Origin of the sequence: Dyadobacter frigoris (assembly GCF_005280585.1) — a bacterium.
Lineage (GTDB): Bacteria > Bacteroidota > Bacteroidia > Cytophagales > Spirosomataceae > Dyadobacter > Dyadobacter frigoris.
Window position 1 is genome coordinate 437,688 of the sequence record NZ_SZVO01000002.1, and the last position, 22,308, is coordinate 459,995.

Here is a 22,308-nt window from a genome sequence, read left to right on the forward strand (position 1 = left end):
TTTCCCGACTTTTATCGAACCAGATTTCGTTCGATAAACTTGTCCAGACTTGACAATCGGTAGCGGACGGAACGTCCCGCTTTCAATGGCTGAAGATCGTAGCGTTTCGTACAATCCCAAACTGCAAGCGTTCCCGGCGTTACTTTTAAATATTTTGCAGCCGCTTTTCGGTCGAGTAATTGATCTGCTGGTAGAATTTTTGGCATCGAGAAATACCTTTCAAAAATGATGATCTACCGGAATCATTTCCGGTACCCGATAGTGATAACAGTTTTTTGTGGGCGAAATCAATACAACCAGAGTTTGATTAATGATTGATAAACAGCAGAGATATACAGCAATATTTATTTGATGTTCCTAAGATTTAAAAATACCAGAATCTTGCTGAGTCGCTCATCGCATTGGAGAAATTTGTATCTTACATTCAAAATTTTGTGACCATCCGCCTCTACTGTTATGAATGTCAAACATTTATCAACTCAACTATAGTTACTTAAAGGAAAAATATGAACAGGCAATTTTGGCCTGCTAAGGATTGAACTATATTCCCGCGTGCATGGAAATGTTTAGCGCAACTATCTGTCAATACTCTTGCAAAAGCTCATCTATAAAAATACTAAATTAATCCAAAGGAAATATTAAACTAAAAATTTCGTCAACAAAAACGGATAAAAATTGGAGACTATTTGTAGCATAAAGGTGGGCTCTGCATGAAGCTAAAAGCAAGTTGAAAATTTCTTGTTCCCTCCAAACCTCTAACCTCAGTAAACGACTTTTTACCTTTAACATATTACTGATTGAGCCATCATAAGTATTCAAAATTGTGTTTCCCTGCGCTAGATTAATTTTTCGCAGCGCCTCTCCAAGTAGCCCCATCAGTTGATATTGACCCCGTATCAATTCCGTAACAATAAAAACTTCATTTTCAGAAAGCCACTCCGGATATGAAGCTTTCCAAATAGAAACTGTAAGTTCTTCTCTACCTTGATTTTTCAGGCCACTTACCGTATCAATATCGAAAAAAATAGTTGCCAAACGAACCAAGGACCTGACCTCTTTTTTATCAACAACTAGCAGATCAATATTAAGTGCGAAAATTTTCTCTCGAATATATTTTTTCCACGACCAACCGCTCTGGTGTACTCCATTTGTATTGATGTCAAATTCATCACTAAACAGGTATCCACTAATGAACTTACTTAAGTAAGGGTCCTTGCCTCCAACTGGATTTCTAGACCTTAACTGTATTGAAAACCATTCTTTGAATGAAGCATCGAATTCGTTTTTGGCACAATACTCCAACCAAGATGGATACTGATCAGGCGCGACAATTTCATCACTTTGTTTCAGAACGGTTTCTTCCAAATTCGTTATCTCCAAATAATGCTCTTGTTTGATTTTAATTTTACGAATACTTTCAAGAGCCTTTGGTAATTCTTCGAATCGCGGAGAAGGATAACTACCAGATTTAAGATTAGTTTTAATTCTTTCTATCAACACCAATCCTTCTTGAGTATCTTCCAAAAATAAATTTAATTTTTTCGAAGATTTTCCTACTTGTGCATTTAAATAAAATAAATCCTTAACATCATAACTAGCGACCTTATCTACTTGAAATTTTTCTGCAATTTCGTTTACTGTCGATCCACACTTTAATCCAGGATATTCAGAAAGTACCTTTCTTGTCCTAGTCACTGCCGAAATCGCGACATTTTTCATATCTTCCTGACTTCCATCATTTATAAATGCTTGATGATTAATTTCAATTAAGCCTGAATTTAAAGAGACAAGTGCTTCATAAGGCATTAAAACATGTACCTTCCCATTATGAATATTTACTGCTCCTAACCGAAAAAGTAGTGGGCGTCCCATCTGTACAGCCCAGTGGTTGTTAGGAACATGATAGTTATTATTTTCTATTTCACCGCTATAAACGGACCAACGTATATCCGGCCAAATGTCCTTTAAAAAAGTCCAAAATATTCTAACTTCTTGCTCAGTTCTGACACATACATCCTTATCAAACCCATCCTGGGCGGGTCCATAACGCCCGTTAAAAAATGGGCGATAGAAAAGCCCAGTCGCTCCCCAAGCTTCTATTCCTGTTTGCATTGAAGCAAATTCAATTTTTCTTAAAATTTCCCATTCCCATCCCAAGGATTGGATATAGTTATTCTCATGTAGTATACAGTCCATCATGCACTTTTAATATTTCATTAATCTGATTTGAAATTCAAAAAAAAAATTGTATCCTAGAGTTATTCTTATCATAGCGCAAAATGAAAGAAATAATTGCCAACTGTCCAAAGTGGATTTCCGATAAACTTAATATTCTCCAAGCTACGGGTTTTCCAATATATTTATGCGGAGAGTCCGTAGCTGCAATCCTATTTGGAGGTCGCTTCGGTCCGATGAACGAACCACTAACAACTGAATTCCTGAGTCCTAATATTGAATCAAATCTTTTGATTAATAAACTAAACATGCTTGTACCCACTATTGTATGGAAGCCATTTATTAGAAGGGAATTAGGAGGGCTTGAGGATATTTTTATAACCATGGATGATGGATACCCAACCATCAAATTTCCTTCCACACATATAAAAAATTCTTTAGAACAAGGAATAATTAACTGTGAAGGTACAACGATCGAAATTTTAAAATTGGCCAAAAATTTTCCAGCACTAATTATTAATAACATAAACCCAGCACAAATTTTGACCTCACAATATGAGATCGCTAGAGAAAACCAAGAGAGATTAATCCTCAAAAATTTCAACATGACTCCAAAAGTCTGCTTTCCTGAAATCCATCTGCGGGAAATTAATACCATTCTTGAATGGCACAAAAATAATCCAGCGCAAATGGAATGGATACCCGCTCCTTCCTTTGGAAGTAATCCCTCTTCAAACCCCTGGATTGACAAGGATTTGCCATTCAGATACTGGCTATTACAACAAGCCGAATATGCTTACCAAGGAAATGATATCGAAATCGATTTAAATATTCAAAAGATAATAGATTTACAACTAACCGAACAAAAAGGAACGCACCAAGGCTGGAAAACTTGGCAACATTCCTTGAATTCAACCATTCGCCTTGAAACTGATCATTTGCCTGAACAATTTCGAAAACCTATTAGAATGGCAATGCTAATGCACGATATTGGCAAAACAAATACCAGAACTGTTTGGACTGCTGGCTGTCACGCTGCCTATGGTGCAAAGATTTGGCAAAAAGCAAAGCTAAATGTTACAAATCAAGAAGAAACTTTAATAAGTTTCATAATTAAAAATCATGACATACTAGGAAGTTTGGACAAGACCATTAAAAATCCTAATCTTTCATCAGGAATTTCAATTGAAGAAGTTGTTCTTAGAATTAAAGATAACCCAATCGGCAACAGCACCTTAGCATTAAAAATTATTCATTCGATCAATGATGCAGATATTGGCTCCCTGTCAACATTGAGGTATCTTCTTAAATTAACTCCATTATTAATTAAACTAGTTGAAGCTGGATTAAATAGTCATACAAGGTGATGGTTGATAAGTTTTAACAAAATCAATAAACAGATGTTCGTATCAATAGAAGGAATTGATGGTGTAGGAAAAAGTACAAGTGCCGCACTTCTTGCAGAAACCTCTAATTTTATCAAGATTCCAAAAAGATCTAACAATTATATCAATATAATTGATAAGGCCAAGGCACATGGTGTTAATGAAACAACGCTTTTTTTTCTCTATTTGTCTGGCGCAGTTGAGCAATCAATCTTAATTCATGAGCATCTTAAAAACGGGCAAGATGTTGTTGTAGCTCGTTGGACAGCAACCCAAGCGGCATCTCATCACTTTCACTCTAAGATAAAAAGTCAAGATCCACTTGAAATCGACTATAAATTTTTAAATATCATTAAACCAGATATTTCATTTCTATTATTGCTTAATGATACTGTGAGGAGTGAAAGAATGCGAAATAGAGGAGAAATTGTGGGTAATGACTTAAAAAGTCTAGCCACAGAGGCTCAAAACTTGTTCCTAGAAGTTATTCGAAAGGTAAACCCTGGCATAATAGAAATAGACACTTCTCTTATAGCTCCATCACAAGTTGTTAAAATAATGCAAAGTCACATTGGAGCATACAAGTCTAGCCATGGAATGTAGCCGTGATATTCTACTTATTAGACATCCACAAAGCTTAGCGAATATTGATAGATCGATTTGTCGTCATGTTCGTGATTTTGATGTCGAAATTTCTATTTTGGGATATGCGCAAACTTCTCAATGCGTGAATTTTATAAAAAATTCATATTTCAACAACAAGAGACTTCATATCTATCACAGTCCGTTTATACGTACAAAATATCTTGCAGATAGACTTGCATTGTCACTGTCTTCCCCAAAAAAAATATTAATAAGTGAAAGTCGAAAAATTGAGGAATTATGTTTTGGAGCAATTAAAGGCCTTTCTATGCAAGAATGGGCTTATACATATCCAAAAAATTATTCAGACTATCTTACAGCCAAAGCAAATAATGAGAAACTTTCATTTTGTTATCCACAAGGTGAAAGCCTTGTGGATGTCTACCAACGAATCTTAGAATTCAAATTTCAAATACTTGATAAAGAATCTGCTGACACAATTATTATAGTATCCCACGATATCCCATTGAAAATACTTTATATGATTCTATGCAATAAAAAGTTAAAACAATATTTTCACATTCCCGAAATCCCGAATGTGGGTGTTCACCATTTCACAAGAAAAGAAGGAACTTATTACCATCAAGGTCTAATTTTTCAGATTTAACACTCAGATTTAATGTTTATAGCACTGGAAGGGTTAGACGGTAGTGGAAAAAGTACAATAACACGGTTTCTTTCTCAAAATTATGGATTTCAACAGTTGTCGAAGCGCACTAGTTTTTTCAAAGAACAAATTCATAGTACACGTTATAATTCTAGGTCACCTCACAACTTACATATTGCATTTTTAATGGCCTTCGGAGAGACCAGTAATAGAATTCAACTCATGCTTGATCAGCCATATCCTCTAATTGTATCTCGATGGTTAGCTAGTGAATTGCACTCCTACCAATTGCATATCCAACAATTGAAACAACAATGTATTGATATAGATTATAAAAATCTACCTGTAATTTACCCTGATTTAGTATTCTATATTAAGCCAAGTTACGATGTAAGGATCTCCCGCCTCAATGACAGCCGTGCACATGAAGGAATGGATTATTACGACGCTTTAACTTTACAACCGGATGCAGAAAAAACATTTTACAATATAATGAACAAGATTTATTCAAATTTTTATATTATAGATGGCGATAATTCGGTACATGATTGCTGCCAAGAAATATCATCGATTGTAAGTATGCATAAATAAGTTGACTTTCAAACCGGGATTAAGTATGAAATTAATATGTATTCATACATCAAATCATCAAAAGATCAAATTACTGAGTTATACTTCTCATCTGTTCTACCTGAACCTAGTTGTTTACTAAAAAGTGTAAGAGTATTTGTTTTTAATAAAAAAAAACACCTTCTGTTAATTAAAAAAATGGACGGGCGATGGGACCTCCCTGGAGGACAGCACACAAAGGGAGAAACATTTGAAGAAACCGCAACTAGAGAGGTTTATGAAGAATCAAATGTAAAAATTAAAAAACTAAAATGGATGGCGTACGAAAAAATTACGAAATTTGAAGAAAACGCCTGTAAATTGGCGAAACGCAATTCTTTCCGGGATCCAATAAAATCAATAACCTTTACTCAATACGGATTTGCATTCGTGGATGAGATAGATCATTTTATCTTAAGTTCTGAAAGCATCTCAAGATTTTTTTTCCCAGTAGAAGAAGCGATTAAGCAGGACGGGATTCTTTATAAAAATAGGCATATCATTTTTGAAAAAATATATAATTCGTTGTAGTAAGAGTCTTGAGAAAACTTCCTCAATTATTAGTGCTGAACCAGATTTCTATTGGATCAATAAATCTGCCTAGACTTGATAATCGCTAGTGGACTGAATGTCCAATGATGCCACTTTTTAGGACGCCCCATTATCCCCTCCCCTGATGCCTAAGATTAAACCATATTCCAGTAAACATGGAAATGCTTATCGCGGCTAGATTGATAATATCATTGGTTACTTTACACTCAATTGGTTTAACCTGAGTTTGGGAAAACAACACATTGAGTAATAATGCCAAATTACTCCCCGCTGGCAAAAAACGACATTTAAATTCTCTTATTTACAGTTAAATAGGCGATGTCGAAATCCGTTTTAGGTGGGTCAAAATGCTCTGGAATGACTTTATAAATGTAAAATACAGGTGATTTCGTTAGATATTTTAGGTGATACAAAATTTGATTCGTTAGGAACTCCAATTAGCCTATTGGAGTCCTAATGAATCAACTTTGCATTTTTGATCTCAGTCTCAATCGCACCAGTAAAATCTGAAGACAATAAGCTGACATTTTAACGACTGAACCCAACTATTACCGATTCATAGATTTTTTTAGCCGATAATTTTGCGTCAAAATGATGATCGTTTTCGATATGGTCAACTAGATGCATAAATTCTTCAAAAATCGTGATGGAAACCTCACTTATTGGTTTTGAAAATTTACCTATATTTTTCATGTCCCTATTATCAGAAAGTTTAGCAAAAGAAATCAAATGCTTTGCTACGGCACTAACATTATCATGAACGGTCTTATTATCTGCTCTGACAATTCTATTACTGTAATTTTTTTGAAAAGTAACTATCGCATCATTTCTTGAGCCCGCATGAATAGGCATGGTTTGATAATCAGAACTACCATTTCCTCCTAGGAAAGTAACTACATAAATTTGCATTTTGTTCGTCGTTTTATGTGTAAGTTTAAACTAAAGCAAGAAATTAGCTTACCTGGTCTTTACTTTACCTCCATTATTCCACCAAGTATTCATAATTATTAAAAGCTAAATACGCCTCCAACCTGAGCCACAGCAAGCTTGCTGAAAACGGGCCACAAATTTTGTCTGATATATATCGTGCCTTTATATTTAAGCTCTTGCAAATATATCCGTTTATAAAAGGATCTTTTAATTTCACTATCAATAGCAAAATCATACGAGTGCCCCCCTCTTCAAACCTGTAAATTCAGGATGCATGAATCTGATTCATCCAACGGAGTTGAAATACACATTATTATCAAATATTGATGCGCTTGCCATAAGTTTTTATAAATGTAGTTAACATAAATAAATTGCAAAATGAAATTTATTTAACGGCAACCTTTGATGCTCATGTTATGCCCAGATAAAGACTGTAATCTATTTCAGCAAACGAATGGAGATAGCAGTTCCAACTTTGATAAAGTTTCAGCGCGAAGCTTACCACGATAACTCATGGACGTCTTCATGTCTCTCACCGGCATTTGGCCTGGATTCTCTATCAAGCAGCAGGAATGTAAATTTGACATACCCAATATTTTGTTTTTCGGTCATATTGATAATTTCTTCAAGCCCGCAGTGCACGCCAGTTGCCGAAGTCACTGCTAGAAAAATTTACTATTTGAATATTTAGTGCATTTGATTTATAAAAATCAATAGATTTTAACATATATATAGTTTTTGGGGCATGTATTGCGGCAACAAAATAGAATAACATCAAAAAAACCTAGTTATCACAAAACATATTAGGCTGAAATTGAAATGTGCTCGAAGCTTGCTTTTTCTAACGCTTGCATATAGTCGTTATGTTCTCCCAACGAATAACAGTCCACGGATACCCCCGGAATCTTAATAAACAATACGATGTCAATCTTACTTAATAATGAGATTGACTGATTTCCGAGTCCGTTTTTAATTAAAGTCGTGTTGGTACCTCTTGATTACGGTTTTACAAAATTTAATATTTCATAATAATTTGGAAGATCCTTTATTCTACATTCATTTTTTAGAAGAGTTTCGTAAAAGTGGGTCTTCAAGAAGCTGTACTGCCATTCTAAGGCTTTTTCCTTACCCTCGAAAAGTATTCCATATGCATTCATTAAATCGGTATATCCCATTTTCTTATTCTCCCTATCTTTTGTACGTGTCTCTTCCAGGTTGGAAGTATGAGTAACATATTTAACTTCGCCATTGAAAATCAAACGCTTAGGCATCTGATCACCTAAAATTGCTTCCATAATTTCCCAAGCACTTTGTTTTATTTCCTGACTCGGAATAGTTATAAGGATTGTTTCAGACATTTCAGAAAAGGGTTCAACGTGTTCATGCCAATCTTCTTGTTGCTTTCTTTGTCGATATTTGGTTCCAATTATAAAAAAAAAAGCCCAAGTACCTAATAGAGATAAAGCTATATAAAGCCAGGTCATAGTAGTATTGTTAAATAAATTTTTGATATAAAAATTACTTCAGCTAAAGTAGTACTCTTTGAAGTTCCGGATTGTAATTACGAAGCCCTTACAATCAGAAACTTCCAAAAGTTAACAAACAAATGTATTTTCGCGAAATCAACTCGATGAAAAATAGTTAAGTCGAAATGTGGCCTAAGATTAAGCTTGTATAATCATTACTTCTACCAAATTTCCACCATTATGTTATGGATATTCTCAAATTCTTCAACTTCAGAAATCCCGGCTATTAAATTTGCCGGACGCAATAATGAAATTGGATGCCAATGCTTCAAGCTCAACGCCGTAATTATTAAGTAACCAACCATTCAAATCAACAACCACTTTACAATAGATAGCTTTTGTGGTGTAGTTCTTAGTTCTGAATTCGCTGACCTAGATACAAGTCTTTTTGCTACCTATTGAGCAATTTTAACTTTTGTTGAGTTCAAAAGCATTTTTTGTTCGTCTTGATTTGTAATAACATACAATGGTTAAATGAATCTTGAAGTAATGTAAATGGCTATCTACAAGTTTAACATTAAATCTAATAACATTTTATCCCTTATACCAATTCAAATTTGCCTCATCTACGCGTTTTCTTTCAATGTCCGATAAGCTACGACAGATACGAAATCCGACATCTGCATTGTTATTTTGAGCAATTAGAAAACTATCACTATTAAAATTAAAACTCTTATCATCTGAAAGCCATCCAACACCTTTTATTGATTGGAGTGAGTAAGAAAATAATTGATCGTTTTCTGACTCGGTTTCAACCCATTCTCTTACATTTCCCATCAATCCGTAAATACCCAATTTGTTAGCATTCTCATTTTTTACCGGATAAGTATCAAATGACATTTTACTAAACTTCTCCATTATTCTAATTTTCTCCCTTGCATTTTCAATATTATCAAGAAAAGAATCGAAGTCTGATCCGCCTTCCCGAGCAGCATAAATCCACTCCTTGGAGGTAGGCAAACGATAACCATAGGACGTCCTGTTGAATGTCAGCCTTTTAAACTTACCTTCCTCAATTTCGAAATTATAGTAGCAAGTCATACCTTCTTTTCTCGACAACCAATTACAATACATCGCAGCGGCGTACCATGAAACCCAAACTATCGGATGATCCTCCTTTTCCGCCGGAATTCGCGTTTTGCTAGACCAAAATATTATGTGGTAGTAATTAATAATTTCTCTGAAGGGATTTATAGGATTTTTCGATTCTGATTTCCTCCACCATCTTGTTAGAAATTCGTTGTTTTCTATCGGGTCTTCGTTTATGTCGTCATATAAAAATTCGTAATATTGCCTATTTGTAACTTCCGTCAATCCTAGAAAAAATGGGTTGATATCTTCTGTTCCTGGAATTAACAACATTAATTCATCGACCTTGTTACCGGCGTAAGATATGGGGGCCGACACCCAAACATCTTTAACTCTGGGTATTTCCTTTAATGATATCCCTAAAATCTCGATATTCCGTGTTAAATACTTTTGCCATGCAGAATAAGGGGGATCATACAAAATGATATCTCGCACACCATTCTCAAGCCCATGAATGACCTCAAATGTATTTGTACTTCGCGCACCTGTTAGTTTTTCTCGCAGAAAAACACTTGCCTTCCGCATAACGGAACTACTCGACAAATCATATCGGCCCAAATTTTGAAGACCTAGCTTTACCTTACCAAAGTCTGGGCTTTCCAATAAGAGCAATATATGATTGGCGACGTAGAATCCAAATATGCTTTCCGACACAAAACCATATTTTCCCTCATCTTTTAGGGTTATGACGGTTTGAGTCTGTAAGTCATTAAGCAAGATATCAAAATCCTGGCCATCAATTTCTCGAATAAAGTCAGGAAATTCTGTCATGCTAAATTGAACAAGATTTCTTTCAATCATGTACCACGCTAATTTTCGCAATATTTCATTCTTTTCGCTTACTCCAAAAGAGTAGGATCTGATAGAGACATCTTGATCTGGATAAGTATCGGCAGCACTTGTGATGATTCGGAATCTATCAAGAGCTCGGTTTGTCTCTATGTTATATTCGATAATCACCAAGTTTATACATTGCTCAAATAGATCATATCTTGAAATTGCATTTTCCGTGCTTAAAAGTCTAAGAATTGGAAGAAAGTATCCTGGAATATCCCATAGATTAAATATTTCTCTTTCAATAGTTTGTTCACTGCAATGTTCAAATTCCTGCAAAAGCCTAAGTCCTGCCTCCAGGAAATTATTTGATATATTGTGAGCCTTTTCCAATAGATGAATGCGCGCATCAATTTCAAATGGTTCTATTTCCCAAATATTAAAATCCTGTCGTATCCGGCGCTCTTCGTCCTTGTAAACGCGCTCTGGTAGATTTTTTACATTTCTGACTGCAAGATATTCTTCATAGGAAAAATGTTCTTTTATTTGATCACCAGAGCTAAAAAAATTTTTCCTGGAAGTCAATATGAATTTTGAACTTCCAGAAAAAAGGGTGAATACCTGCCACAAATTCTTAATCACTATCTCGTTGCTAACTTCTTTAGACATTTCATCTAAACCGTCGAGCACAAGGATCACCATTCCTAGGTTGATCAATGACAAGAATGTAGCGTAATTCCCGAAAATACGAATACCATATAGATTTTTTAAATGGTAAAAAGTCAGTTCGCGAATGTCTGTTAGCCCTGAAGTATTACCTGAAAGCAATTTGAGATTAATATAAATAGGCAAACTTTCTACCCATGGATTACTATGATATTGCTCGGCTCCAATTCTGCAAAAATTTTGAACAGACCACGATTTCCCAATTCCTCTCTCTCCCAGTATCAGGAGAGGTTTGCTACAATTTTTCTTCCATTCATAAATTAAGCCTTCCAAAGAGAACCCCTGTTCTAGGGACTGCAGGCATTCTTCTTGATGGTTAAAAAAAGAAACCTTCCTTCCTGTATATAAACTATCAATATCTCTATATACTGATTGACGACGTAAATATTTATAGTATTCGTCAGCGTTGAAAATAAAATCGGTCAGAAAATGGTACGGATTTGTCGCATCACTCCTCTCTTCGAAATTTTCAAAACAGTCTATAATAATGTAAGAATCAGGTTTTTCAATTTCAGGGAGTATACTGTCCTCAGGGCCAGGAACTATTACATAGCAGTACCGTGGTGTCCCCAAGGGACTGTTAAGTGGGTATTTCCAAACGTTCAGTTCTTGAAAACCCTCTATATCTTCCGACTCTATAATGTCAGAAAACGAAACCTTGGCTATTTGTTCCAACAATTGCACCAATTTTTTGTAAACTACATTACTCATGGTTTAAAGCTAGATCTTTAAAATGGGTAGAAAGTAAAAAGCAACCATTATTTTCAAATTGTCCTGAATCCAGATTGATTTTAAAAAACCCTGATTGTTTGACTAAGTAATCCTTTGAAACGCTCCATCCATTGTTAAGCTCTGTGTGGCTAGAATTTGGCCGGATAAATCTTTTAAATTCATCTTTCGAAACCTTATCACTGGTTTTCAAAAGTGAAGTTAGCTCATTTACAAAATGTGAATGGCTTTCACTTAAAAAAAAAGAATCCGATACCCAAAAGCTGCCTTGGTTATAAATCTGATGAGACAGTTCTATCGGATTTGTAAAATTATCCTGAATTCGATGCCTTAGATAAATTTTCAAAAAGCGCATCACAAACCAAGGATACCCATCAGTTTTTTCTATTATTAGTTCAATGAACTCATCCTGTATTTCCTGCTCCATTTCAAAAGAAAATAGTGCTGTAAGGTTTTTGACAACCTCCGTTTCAAAATGCGGTACGTATATTAAAGAATTACGTTTGAAATTCATTCCTGGAAAATATCTTGACGCAATGATTAGTTTGGTCGTGAAACTTTGTAAGGTAGTCGAATTTAAAGTTGAAAGGAATTCGTTGAATTCAGTAAACACAGCCTCGCTTACATATTTTTGGACCTCATCCAAGCGAATACCTAAATACAATCCAGACCTATATCCAACACTTTCTTTAAAAAGCTCAATGGTCCTCAAAAAAGCTTGCAAGTTTGTTTCGCCAACAAACCTATTTTCTCCAAGCCAATCCAAAAATATTTCTTGTTCAGCAATTCTACTTTTGTCATTCGGGCTTAGCTCTACTCGATGCTTATTTTGTAATGCTAAAACATAGTCAACTATTTCAGAATACCAGAGAAAAAAAAGTGAATCTATTTTGTCGATCTTCTTTCTCCTCAGAGAAAAAACACTGCTATCGATAATTGGCACGAAGTGAATTTTCTCACTTAAAGAATGACATATAATATTTAGCATAGTTGTTTTACCAACCTGAATTGGACCAATAAGGATAAGTACACTATATTTATCTAAATAAAACTGAACTGTTTTGATCAGGTCTGGATACAAAAAACTGCCATAATTCGATGGATCCAATTCGATTTTCTCAATCTGTTCCAGTGCATTTTGGTACATCAACCTTGTCCCGCTTAATTCCAAAGCAACCAAATTGTCAATTTTGGCTTCCAAACACACAACTTGATCAATATTCATTGTATTCCCACGCAGTGCTACCGTAGGCTTTCCCGAAGGGTTTTTGTTTTTAATATTTGCTTTCAAAAAATAGTAGTTATCCTTACCTGTAATCTCGACCAATTTACCTTTCGGTTTGAAATTTGTGTTACCCCTGTCTACCAATTGATCTTTTTTTTGGGGGCTCGTGACACCAAAAAAAGATGATCTTCCGTCAGTTATTATAACGGAATTCCGTTTAGATTTAGGATGTTTCAACGATATTTTGTTGTTTGCATAAATTACGTATTTCGGGTCTGTCCCTTCATTTACAAATTGTGATATTGGCATCCAGTGATCCTCAGACTTTTTTTGAGCAGCTATAACTACAAGGAAATCAAAATTCCAATTAGTGGCTCTAACTCGCACCGAATTTTCTAGATTGTCAGAACATATCAATACAACAAATTTCCCCACAGGTGAATTACTGAATTTTAATATTTGAGACCCTTCCTTGAGGCCATAACCCAAATTAATACTCAGTTCATCGTCTGCCGGAACAATCTTATGTGTATAATAAACGTCCCCATTGTGAATAACGGGACATCGGGAGATTGGTATTTTATCCTCGTTTTCACAATGATAGTGGCTTCCAGCGACGATTACGAGCTCGTGGTTACATTTGCTCCAATTTTGCAACAAGGGAATCAGTTCTTCTGGAATAGATAGTTCTGGAAAAACTAACAGATGGACATTATCTTTTTTGGCGATTGCCAAGGCTTCCAATAACACATATTTGATCTTATCCATATTCCTATGATAATATAGATCATTTATTTTTTTATAATCAGTTTCTAGAGAGTATTCCGTCTGAAACACCATAACATTAACAAACTCAGGATTTTCTCTTTTTGCACTTGGCAATAGAGTTTCTATAATTTCAAATTTGGGAACTTCAGTCACGACTATGTGTATATTTATGGAACTTTTGATATACTAGGTATTCACAACAAGCTTAACAGTAGCTCCCTGACTGACAATCCTTCCTTTGAATTCAATACATCCCAATTCCTCGGACGAGGCAATTCTACCGAAAGTTCATATTTGATGGTCCCGGGACGACTACTGATTACAATTATTCGGTCACTAAGTTCTATTGCTTCCTCAATATCGTGGGTAACAAAAACAACGGTTTTCCGGCTGACATTCCAAATATCAAGAAGTAAAGATCTCATCTGATATTTTGTTTGCGAATCAAGAGAACCAAATGGCTCGTCCATCAATAGAATTGCTGGGTCATTTGCAAATGACCTCGCTATAGCTACACGTTGCTGCATTCCGCCGCTCAGCTCATTTGGATAAGCACTTTCAAAATCGATTAGATCCACTTTCTTAAGGTATGATCTAACTATGCCAATAACAGCTTCACGTTCTAGATTTTTCTGTCGCAGGCCAAATGCAATATTCTGAGCAACTGTTTGCCAGGGGAACAGACTAAACTTTTGAAAAATCATTCCTATGTCTGCATTGGGTCGCTTCATATCAAGATTGTTTATCCGGATTTCGCCTTTTGTAGGATTTAAAAACCCTCCTATAAGGTTTAATAAAGAAGACTTTCCACAACCTGAAGGGCCAAGAAGGCAAATAAATTCTCCCTTTTGAATCGATAAATTAATATCTCTAAGTGCCTCAATATTCTGTCCACGCCTACCGTAGGTTAGCGATAAATTTGTTATCCTGATCATTTAGAATGCCCCCGTAACCATGGAAAAATTAAAATCACAAAGCTCATAAAAATAGTGTCTAATATTAAACTAAGCACCCCAATCGTAATAATTGAAACTAGCATCATATCAGTTCGAAAAATCTGGTGTGACAAGAATATCCGATAAGCTATCCCAACAGACGAGCTCGTCATCTCTGCCGCGGTCAAAGCAAAAAAGCCAGTGGCAATACCAATTCTGACTCCTGATACGATATTTGGCAAAGCCCGAGGTAAAATTACTTCCCTTAACAAGGATAGATTTTTTGATCCAAGGCTTCTTGCGGCCCAAATATATTCCGATTCAACCTCCAAAACTCCAATTTGTGTGTTTAACCAAACAGGAAAAAAAACACCCCAGGATATCAGAATAACCTTTTCTGTCTCTTCAATTCCGAACCAGACTATAGCGAGCGGTACCAAAGCCACCGACGGAACGCTACGGAGAAAATTGAATAATGGATTTATAAAAAGAGCAACAGTTCGAGTTTTTCCTGTGATAAGACCGAAGGCAATCCCAGTAGTTACCCCTAAAAAAAGTCCGTATAAATATCGATTAAGACTAGTAGCCACATCATTTTGCCAATCACCTGAAATCAACATTTCTTGATAGGCGGATACAACTGAAAGAGGTGATGGTATTAAAAAGGGATTATAAATTTCTAAGGAAAATAAAATCTGCCAGCAAAATAATACTGATAGCAAAGCAAGGCTCCGACTCAAACATTTAAGAAGCAATCTTTTCATGGCATACTTTCCTCGGGAATCTTGATTGTGACTGCTGAAGGCTTTATTTTTTGCAGCGACTCCGTAAATATAAAATCATCAAATTTGATATTTATTTTACGATCTGAAGTTGTTTTTGATTCAGCCCACTGGCCTTCCTGATTGACAATACCTACCAAATTCGAGTCAAGTTCAATTATTGGGTGATATTCAGGAAGTAGAATTTCTAAAATTTTTACCGGAATATTTATTGCTTTCGAAGTTATCTCTAAAGCAGTGCCGGGATTTTTTTTAATAAAATCCTCTGCGCGAATCAACCCCCTTAAAAATTTCTCTACAACTTTCGGTTCTGCGTTAACAAAATCCTGATTCATGGCTACACAGTGCCTACCGTAATAAAGATTCCCGGGATTAAAAATAACAGTCGATTTTGGCAATTTTGCTTGTGAGTTGTAGATATATGGTTCCCAGGCAAAATAACCGTCAATATTTCCACTTACCAGTGCCGTAACCATTTCGGGCGGAGACATATTGACAACTTTGATATTCTTTATGTCAATTTTATTATGCTTAAAAAATTTGTACATAAAGAAATCTGAATTCGTTCCTGGTAAAGTAGCAATAGTTTTCCCTACAAAATCAGAAGGTGCGGAAATGCCGTGATCTCGGCGTCCTATAAATTTCACTTCTTGGTGCCTCATTATTGTGGCAACTATGAAGATTTTACTTCCTTTTAATATTGAATGTACTAATGGAGTTTCAGAAGATGACATGACCTCGACATTTTTGGACAACAATCCATCCAATGCAAGCCGTCCAGACGAAAAAATTTTAGTGTCGACTTCTAAACCCTCTTCTTCCCAATATTTATTCGCTATTGCGACGTAGGCTGGCATGGCTGCTATAGTTTGTGGGACAGCATATGAAATTTTGTCATTTGCGCCATCCGTTTCTTTTCTACTCTCCCGTTTGCAGGCAGACAAACAAAAAACGACAATCACAATACTTACAACCAATGAAAATCTAAAAATATTTTTCATAAAGAACCCTTTATACTGACGTCTCCAAACAAATTACAGTACGCCACTTTTATATGTTGATATATAATAAATATAAGTAATACTGCATTAATGCAATAAGGGCATACAAAGGGTTATAAGAATGTAACTATCTTACAACCGAATTGGATAAGGTTATCCCATCAGCAAGATATCTCAAACTTTTATCAAATCCGCCTTGAGCACAAAAAAGAAAAATTTAAGTTTAATAATCTTATCCAACGGCAACTATTCTCTCCATTTACATTATTTTTCATTGATCGCCGCAAACAATTGTGACTTTTAAGGCGGCGTCTTTACTAATGTATTACTTTGAAGATGTAAGTAATGTTCGAGTAAAAGAAATTTAAATTGGCCATGCGGGCAAATGATGAATTAAAAGAACCTATGCCAGATAGAACATACCCGGCATAGATCTATTAATAACTTCATTATGAACATACTTGGTGCCCCGATTGCCTATTGCTTCTTTCCTAAAAGCCGTCACTTAATATTGAAGAAGCTAAAACAAATCAACTTTCTTTAACTATTTCCTAAACCGAATTCACGTCATTTATTATTCTGTAACGCTATGATATTTCAGGCTATACAGCTACTGAATTAATTAATGTTGTTAAAAGTCGAAATTAGACAGTTCAACAAAAATCAGAATGGCTGTCGTGAATCAAATTACAGTCGGCTACTCATTTTCAGCAAGTTCAGGCTAATTAGTTGCAACAGAATCCTTACAAATTACTCATTGAACAAATCCAGTTGCGCGGCCTCAAGAATAGCACTAGTCGCTTTTTGAACAGACTCCCTTACAGGATCACTATCCAATCGAGCGTAGACTTGAGTGGCCGTTAGCGACTTATGATTAAGAGATTTTCCAATTATTATAAGTGATGCTCCCGTTCTAGCTTGCCAACTTCCTAGGGTTCTTCTTAGATCATGCATTCTTAAATCAACGATATGTGCACGTTTTATTATTCTAGCCCATCCTTTTTTAGCGTCAGACAAATGACCGGATTTACTTTTACTTGGAAACACATATCGAGACGCATGGCCTTTTCTAGCCTTGAGTATTTTGATAACTTCATCTACCAATACGACAGTTTGTGGGTCTCCATTCTTTGTTCGAGGGATACGCCATTCTTTCCGCTCAAAAGAAATTTCATCCCATCTCATCGCCAATACATTAGCCTGTCGCGCGCCTGTCAATAAAGATATTAAAACGTAGTCACGAACCGAGAGATTTGTTTCTTCACCGAGAGACTTGAAAAACGCGGGTAATTCATCTTTTTGCAAAAAACGTTCACGACTACGCGTCGGGTTTCTTTTGATACCTTTTGCAGGATTATGCTGACATAAATCTGACTGAATCCCCCAACCAAAAACTGCAGATATTAAGTCTAAGATTCTGTTTGCAGTTGACCCACTTTTCAATTTGGGCTTACCATCGATGCACTTTTTCCCTCTTACAGGCTCTCTACTAATACCATTGTGGATCGCAGCTATATCAGACTTAGTAATCTGTGAGTGACGCTTTTTCCCTAACGGCTTTTCCAAATAGTATTTGAACCTGCCTAGATCCTTTTCCCAAGTACGACTTTTAAATTTTGCATGCTTCTCTAGGTAATCTTCAAAAAGCTCCTTGAAAGTCATTTCGGCTTTATGAGCTCGCTTTACTTGGGCGGGATTTGCACCAGAAGCAATCTCGGAGCTAATGATCAAAGCCATTCTGCGCGCATTTTCAATGGTTAGATCCGGGAATCTTCCTAGCGTTATCCTCTCTGGAGCGCCTCCCCTTATCCTTTTGAACACACAAAAAGTTTTGACACCTGTTGACCCAACTCGGCATTGCAGTCCGACTATCTTTGTATCATGCAATACAAGTCGCGTATTTTTAGGTGAAGTGGCATTCTCTATTACAGATTTTGTAAAATTAATCTTCTTGCTCAATGACAGCCTCTCTTGGTCTGGGTTACACCGGGGTTACATTTGGGAGTAATTTGGGTTCAATTCAAGCAAACATAACATTAGAGAAAACTCTAGTAAAGTGATGAAAATAAATATAATATTAATCGACGGTAAGTTGCAATAAAATTGCATTGAGAACGCTCATAACGGTCTGGTCGACAGTTCAAATCTGTCCGGGCCCACCATATTTTCAATAACTTAATTAAGACAGGCTATGGCCTTTTCTATTCGGGGTTACGCCTGGGTTACACTTAAGGCGCATTTCACTCATTACGGAAGGCGTTAGGTGCATAACGGGTCTGTTCAAACTTTCTGTATGATGAGCTGAATAATATGCCCCATAACAAAAATTTTGGTATTGAAACTCGAATTAAATTTTTGCTTCCAAACGGCACCGACTATAACATTGCCGATTTTGATAACATGTGAGGGCATATTGTTTGGTTCTTCAGCCATCAGAGTTTTAAGCAAACCGGTTGATTTCAGCACAGTTTCCGACTGAATTTCTTCGGCAATTGCATAGACCGTAGTTGAAAGTACAATAAATCTTAAATGCATAAGTTTGCCTTGGCCATAATCCCAAGCGGCACCAATCTTATCGAAAACCGGTGATTGATTTAGATTGGGAATCCACTTCAGTAAGATCTTGTGGGAAGGTGCATCACAATTTAAATGGAATTTTTTAGTAGTCATCTTCAAATCTCCTTTGTTTGTTTTTGATGATGGAAGCATGAAAGCTCATAAGGTTATGATAGCTCCCCGAAGGAATAAAATTGATGCGCGCGTCTATTTTATTCCTTCGGGGAGCATTTTATGAAAGAAAATGAGGGATAAGCGTATTATAACCGTTGAGCTATGCTGACATCATCAGTCAACTGACAAACAAAGGTCGGATTTTAATGACAGATGCAATAACAGGGATAATATTGCGATTGCCAAGTGAATTCACCTCTTGGTGACAATGATTTCGAAAAACAGATTATCAGTGGTGAGATTTGATGGTTAAAACTGAATTAACCCTCTTGCGGTTTCAGCTTCCAGTCAATAAGAGCCAATCTCTTAGCAATCCGTTCAAGGGTTTGTTAACAAGTTTTGAATCTGACAATTCTCCAAAAACTAAAGTTTTGAATGAGCCATTACAGGATGGTAATGAACACAAATATCTAATCTGTACTATCTACCCCCTCCATTTGTTTCATTCTAAGTTTGCCACCCGGTACGAAATCACCCGCTATCCACCGAACAAAGTTTTGAGCATGGATTGAATATGTTTTCTTAGCCAGAGGTCTCATTGTAGACAGCTCTATTTCTGCTTTGTATAACAGAAGCAAATCATTGAATCTTGCAAGATGTTGAGTATCAGTTTTCATTTAAATAGGAGAGTAAAATTCTGTAATTGCATTGAAATGTAAAAATACCTATTTCATCAGTATTTTCTAAAACATGCTTGTGCAATTAAGCTCTCAGTTTTTCTCGTCAGATCAATACTCTTTATCCTAAACGCTGCGTAGCACGGCAAGCTGATAAAGGATTATTTACACTCAAAACGTATATAGATTCAAATAAATAACAGTATATTCATCTTTCAGTAAAACCCTAACACTCAACGTTTATCATGAAACTATTCCCCAACCTTTCCATTGCAATAGTGGATGACAGCCCGGTCGTACGCGCCTTTACCTCATTCCTTCTTACACGACTTGACGTTTGTATCATTTTTGAGGCTGAAAATGGTCAGGTCTGCATTGATAAAATGCGCCAAGCGGTTAAGCTGCCTTCTGTGATCATTCTTGACATTGAAATGCCTGTAATGGACGGCTTCGAAACGGCACAAATATTAAAAAGAGATTGGCCTTCCCTGAAAATAATTGCCTTTTCAAGTAAAAATGATGCCGATTCCATGCAGAGAATTTTAGCTGGCGGAGCTGACTTTTTTTTAAACAAAGGAAGCAGACATTACCCAGCCTTTAATACAAATTCTGGAACAAATTGGTGAATGATAATCCACCATGGAAATACTTAAAATCAATACCGGGTAATTTAAATCCGACTTTTGATTTTAAGTATTTCTTGCACAGATATCAAAAAAAGCTAGCGTTTAATTCGGGATTTTAGGCAATTCATTTCCTCGAAGTCTTTTTTCTACCTGCTTTCCAATGAAACGGGCAAAGTCTGTAATATCCTGATCGACGCTTGCCTTTTCTAAGGCTTGCATATAGTCGCTACGTTCTTCCAACGGAATAACAGTCCATGGATACCCACCGGAGGCCAGCATGACGTTCATTAGGAACCTTCCAATTCGACCATTCCCATCATTGTAGGGATGGATATAAACAAAGATAAAATGGCCTAAAACAACCCGAACCGCAGCTTCCGGCTCGTCCCGCAATAAGTCAAAAAGAACGGGCATTGTGTCTCTTACAGCATCTTTGTTCAGCGGGACATGTTTGGAGCGGCGAATATAGACTGGATGATTTCTATATCCTGCTAAATCGCTTGCATTCAGTATCCCCGTGGTAACACTTGGTCCAAACAGTTCTCTGTACCACGTACCGTGATCATCATAAGCGATAATCCCGGCATTTTCACCACTCAAAACCTGTGCAATACTCTCTTTGACCGCTTGGAAGGCCTGCCAATAACCACGTGCCGCAAGCGCATTTTTTTGCTCATTATCCGAGGCATTTTCTTCCGGATTCCACTCCCCTTTCCTAACCCGCTCTATTAATTCCGGTGTGACCCGGTACCCTTCAATAGATAACGAGTGGTAAGCATCAGTGACAAATACATCTTCAACGCGTTTCATGTAAGCAGTGCTGTCAATAGCCAAGCCGGGTGCTGACGGAAAATTTTCAATGACGGTTCCCCGCATATGCTGCCACATAAGTTTGATACGATTTGCGTAGGGTGAAACCTCCCGAGAGTTTAACACCGATGGAAGCTTGGTTGTAAATGGATCGTTTTCCCGTACATCATATCCCGCTTTGAGCATCGTTTTTAAGATGTCGTCAGCAATGCGTTCTCTGCCAATATTTCGGAAAGCCCCCACCAGCCTTCCTGCAACTGTGCTATGCCCTCCATCCAGTAACCGGCTTAAAATCTCAGAGCCGTCACGTATCATGGAAAGCGCAGCCCTTGCATCCATAGGGCTTTGCGAAAAAAATGTCGGTGAGCTTAATACCAGTGCAGACGCCAATGTATAAACGCGGATACCATCAACGTGCTCTATATCACTATCCACTGGAAGCGTAACCCGGATATCGAAAAGTGAGGTGTCGAATGGCAGGTTTATAATGTTGTTATTCGCTTTGGGAGATCGTACAAGAAGCTGCCTTGGCACTGTCCAGTTACCACTGTGAATAGCGATGGATTGCTCCGGTGAAAGTATCCAGTTCTTTCCAAACCGACTATTTAAGTAGGCTGCACAAAAATGCCAAAATGAGGTATACCAGCTTGTACTGTCTCCCTGAATTTCATCTGGCCGGCAGGGAATGTACCACCCTTTGATTACCTCAGTTAAAAAACCGTTACTGACTAACCTTTCCCGGTGTGTACGCGTTAATTCTTTTGTTTGTATGGCAATCACCCCATCATTGCTTTGAAGCTTATGAAGCACTTCAAGTGATTGCGCCAGTTTTTCGGATGGAGTTGCCATTGTAATCGCTATTCGTTTTTAATGCCGTATTTAAATTAGTTTATTAAGCCGTGCCTTAATTCGTATATATAGATGTACCATAATTAGTATATCATGTCAATATATTAATAATGCATGTTAAAAACTAGCTCTTCCCCTGAATAAAAAGTTACCTGCGTAATTTTTAGGACTGTTTTGCTCTAAAGTCTTATCCAATAATTCCAGCAAAAACAGCATTAAAG

At 36.6% G+C, this 22,308-nt stretch carries 18 protein-coding genes and 1 pseudogene; 7 read left to right on the plus strand and 12 right to left on the minus strand.

Going from position 1 to position 22,308, the window contains the following annotated elements; all coding sequences use genetic code 11:
* Nucleotides 1–11: 11 nt before the first annotated feature.
* Both FDK13_RS05520 and FDK13_RS05525 read right to left on the minus strand, forming a co-directional pair.
* Nucleotides 12–206 carry a helix-turn-helix domain-containing protein gene (locus FDK13_RS05520; RefSeq protein WP_137338987.1) on the minus strand — a complete coding sequence of 65 codons (195 nt, stop codon included), beginning with the start codon at nucleotides 204–206 and terminating at the stop codon, nucleotides 12–14.
* Between the two features lie 415 nt (nucleotides 207–621).
* Nucleotides 622–2,199: a hypothetical protein gene (locus FDK13_RS05525; protein ID WP_137338988.1), complete on the minus strand. Its 1,578-nt coding sequence runs from the start codon at nucleotides 2,197–2,199 to the stop codon at nucleotides 622–624.
* 80 nt (nucleotides 2,200–2,279) lie between these two features.
* Here FDK13_RS05525 and FDK13_RS05530 point away from each other — a divergent pair, with 80 nt between their 5' ends.
* The 5 genes from FDK13_RS05530 to FDK13_RS05550 are packed head-to-tail and all read left to right on the plus strand — an operon-like array spanning nucleotide 2,280 to nucleotide 5,949.
* Nucleotides 2,280–3,542 carry an HD domain-containing protein gene (locus FDK13_RS05530; protein ID WP_137338989.1) on the plus strand — a complete coding sequence of 421 codons (1,263 nt, stop codon included), beginning with the start codon at nucleotides 2,280–2,282 and terminating at the stop codon, nucleotides 3,540–3,542.
* 33 nt (nucleotides 3,543–3,575) lie between these two features.
* Entirely contained in the window at nucleotides 3,576–4,163 is a 588-nt protein-coding gene (locus tag FDK13_RS05535) for a nucleoside/nucleotide kinase family protein (protein WP_137338990.1), read from the plus strand.
* Nucleotides 4,132–4,809, plus strand: a complete 678-nt coding sequence (locus tag FDK13_RS05540) for a histidine phosphatase family protein (RefSeq protein ID WP_170982714.1) — start codon at nucleotides 4,132–4,134, stop codon at nucleotides 4,807–4,809. Before FDK13_RS05535 ends, FDK13_RS05540 begins: the two co-directional genes overlap by 32 nt.
* 12 nt (nucleotides 4,810–4,821) lie before the next feature.
* Nucleotides 4,822–5,400 carry a nucleoside/nucleotide kinase family protein gene (locus FDK13_RS05545; protein ID WP_137338992.1) on the plus strand — a complete coding sequence of 193 codons (579 nt, stop codon included), beginning with the start codon at nucleotides 4,822–4,824 and terminating at the stop codon, nucleotides 5,398–5,400.
* Between the two features lie 36 nt (nucleotides 5,401–5,436).
* Nucleotides 5,437–5,949, plus strand: a complete 513-nt coding sequence (locus FDK13_RS05550; RefSeq protein ID WP_137338993.1) for an NUDIX hydrolase — start codon at nucleotides 5,437–5,439, stop codon at nucleotides 5,947–5,949.
* A gap of 549 nt (nucleotides 5,950–6,498) precedes the next feature.
* Here the strand turns inward: FDK13_RS05550 and FDK13_RS05555 are convergent.
* The 7 genes from FDK13_RS05555 to FDK13_RS05585 form a co-directional block, all read right to left on the minus strand.
* Nucleotides 6,499–6,879: a hypothetical protein gene (locus FDK13_RS05555; RefSeq protein ID WP_137338994.1), complete on the minus strand. Its 381-nt coding sequence runs from the start codon at nucleotides 6,877–6,879 to the stop codon at nucleotides 6,499–6,501.
* Nucleotides 6,880–7,898: 1,019 nt separating this feature from the next.
* Nucleotides 7,899–8,384, minus strand: a complete 486-nt coding sequence (locus FDK13_RS05560; protein ID WP_137338995.1) for a hypothetical protein — start codon at nucleotides 8,382–8,384, stop codon at nucleotides 7,899–7,901.
* A gap of 576 nt (nucleotides 8,385–8,960) precedes the next feature.
* Nucleotides 8,961–11,726, minus strand: coding sequence for an SUMF1/EgtB/PvdO family nonheme iron enzyme (locus tag FDK13_RS05565; RefSeq protein ID WP_137338996.1), 2,766 nt, complete (start codon nucleotides 11,724–11,726; stop codon nucleotides 8,961–8,963).
* Nucleotides 11,719–13,890, minus strand: a complete 2,172-nt coding sequence (locus FDK13_RS05570) for a carbon-nitrogen hydrolase family protein (RefSeq protein WP_137338997.1) — start codon at nucleotides 13,888–13,890, stop codon at nucleotides 11,719–11,721. The genes FDK13_RS05565 and FDK13_RS05570 overlap by 8 nt, the downstream gene beginning before the upstream one ends.
* A gap of 41 nt (nucleotides 13,891–13,931) precedes the next feature.
* Nucleotides 13,932–14,672, minus strand: a complete 741-nt coding sequence (locus FDK13_RS05575; RefSeq protein ID WP_137338998.1) for an ABC transporter ATP-binding protein — start codon at nucleotides 14,670–14,672, stop codon at nucleotides 13,932–13,934.
* Entirely contained in the window at nucleotides 14,669–15,436 is a 768-nt protein-coding gene (locus FDK13_RS05580; protein ID WP_137338999.1) for an ABC transporter permease, read from the minus strand. The genes FDK13_RS05575 and FDK13_RS05580 overlap by 4 nt, the downstream gene beginning before the upstream one ends.
* Complete coding sequence (locus FDK13_RS05585; RefSeq protein ID WP_137339000.1) at nucleotides 15,433–16,455, minus strand: ABC transporter substrate-binding protein; 1,023 nt, start codon at nucleotides 16,453–16,455, stop codon at nucleotides 15,433–15,435. Before FDK13_RS05585 ends, FDK13_RS05580 begins: the two co-directional genes overlap by 4 nt.
* Nucleotides 16,456–16,852: 397 nt before the next feature.
* On the opposite strand from FDK13_RS05585, the pseudogene FDK13_RS35765 reads away from it, so the two are divergent.
* A pseudogene (locus FDK13_RS35765) lies at nucleotides 16,853–17,010 on the plus strand (IS982 family transposase); the annotation flags it as partial.
* Nucleotides 17,011–17,205: 195 nt separating this feature from the next.
* On the opposite strand, the gene FDK13_RS05595 reads toward FDK13_RS35765, so the two are convergent.
* Complete coding sequence (locus FDK13_RS05595; protein WP_137339001.1) at nucleotides 17,206–18,414, minus strand: tyrosine-type recombinase/integrase; 1,209 nt, start codon at nucleotides 18,412–18,414, stop codon at nucleotides 17,206–17,208.
* Nucleotides 18,415–18,735: 321 nt separating this feature from the next.
* Nucleotides 18,736–19,164: a hypothetical protein gene (locus FDK13_RS05600; protein WP_137339002.1), complete on the minus strand. Its 429-nt coding sequence runs from the start codon at nucleotides 19,162–19,164 to the stop codon at nucleotides 18,736–18,738.
* Between the two features lie 883 nt (nucleotides 19,165–20,047).
* Here FDK13_RS05600 and FDK13_RS05605 point away from each other — a divergent pair.
* Nucleotides 20,048–20,428, plus strand: coding sequence for a response regulator (locus FDK13_RS05605; RefSeq protein WP_137339003.1), 381 nt, complete (start codon nucleotides 20,048–20,050; stop codon nucleotides 20,426–20,428).
* A 102-nt stretch (nucleotides 20,429–20,530) separates the two neighbouring features.
* Here the strand turns inward: FDK13_RS05605 and FDK13_RS05610 are convergent, their stop codons facing one another.
* A complete protein-coding gene (locus tag FDK13_RS05610) occupies nucleotides 20,531–22,087 on the minus strand; it encodes a Fic family protein (RefSeq protein WP_137339004.1) in 1,557 nt (518 codons plus the stop codon).
* Between the last annotated feature and the right edge of the window lie 221 nt (nucleotides 22,088–22,308).

What these genes read in the sequence shown, in the direction of transcription:
- FDK13_RS05525 (WP_137338988.1), bottom strand. Translation starts at nt 2,199, where the DNA reads ATGATGGACTGTATACTACATGAGAATAACTATATCCAATCCTTGGGA.
- FDK13_RS05605 (WP_137339003.1), top strand. Translation starts at nt 20,048, where the DNA reads ATGAAACTATTCCCCAACCTTTCCATTGCAATAGTGGATGACAGCCCG.
- FDK13_RS05530 (WP_137338989.1), top strand. Translation starts at nt 2,280, where the DNA reads ATGAAAGAAATAATTGCCAACTGTCCAAAGTGGATTTCCGATAAACTT.
- FDK13_RS05560 (WP_137338995.1), bottom strand. Translation starts at nt 8,384, where the DNA reads ATGACCTGGCTTTATATAGCTTTATCTCTATTAGGTACTTGGGCTTTT.
- FDK13_RS05545 (WP_137338992.1), top strand. Translation starts at nt 4,822, where the DNA reads ATGTTTATAGCACTGGAAGGGTTAGACGGTAGTGGAAAAAGTACAATA.
- FDK13_RS05575 (WP_137338998.1), bottom strand. Translation starts at nt 14,672, where the DNA reads ATGATCAGGATAACAAATTTATCGCTAACCTACGGTAGGCGTGGACAG.
- FDK13_RS05555 (WP_137338994.1), bottom strand. Translation starts at nt 6,879, where the DNA reads ATGCAAATTTATGTAGTTACTTTCCTAGGAGGAAATGGTAGTTCTGAT.
- FDK13_RS05520 (WP_137338987.1), bottom strand. Translation starts at nt 206, where the DNA reads ATGCCAAAAATTCTACCAGCAGATCAATTACTCGACCGAAAAGCGGCT.
- FDK13_RS05610 (WP_137339004.1), bottom strand. Translation starts at nt 22,087, where the DNA reads ATGGCAACTCCATCCGAAAAACTGGCGCAATCACTTGAAGTGCTTCAT.
- FDK13_RS05600 (WP_137339002.1), bottom strand. Translation starts at nt 19,164, where the DNA reads ATGCTTCCATCATCAAAAACAAACAAAGGAGATTTGAAGATGACTACT.
- FDK13_RS05580 (WP_137338999.1), bottom strand. Translation starts at nt 15,436, where the DNA reads ATGAAAAGATTGCTTCTTAAATGTTTGAGTCGGAGCCTTGCTTTGCTA.
- FDK13_RS05535 (WP_137338990.1), top strand. Translation starts at nt 3,576, where the DNA reads ATGTTCGTATCAATAGAAGGAATTGATGGTGTAGGAAAAAGTACAAGT.
- FDK13_RS05585 (WP_137339000.1), bottom strand. Translation starts at nt 16,455, where the DNA reads ATGAAAAATATTTTTAGATTTTCATTGGTTGTAAGTATTGTGATTGTC.
- FDK13_RS05565 (WP_137338996.1), bottom strand. Translation starts at nt 11,726, where the DNA reads ATGAGTAATGTAGTTTACAAAAAATTGGTGCAATTGTTGGAACAAATA.
- FDK13_RS05550 (WP_137338993.1), top strand. Translation starts at nt 5,437, where the DNA reads ATGTATTCATACATCAAATCATCAAAAGATCAAATTACTGAGTTATAC.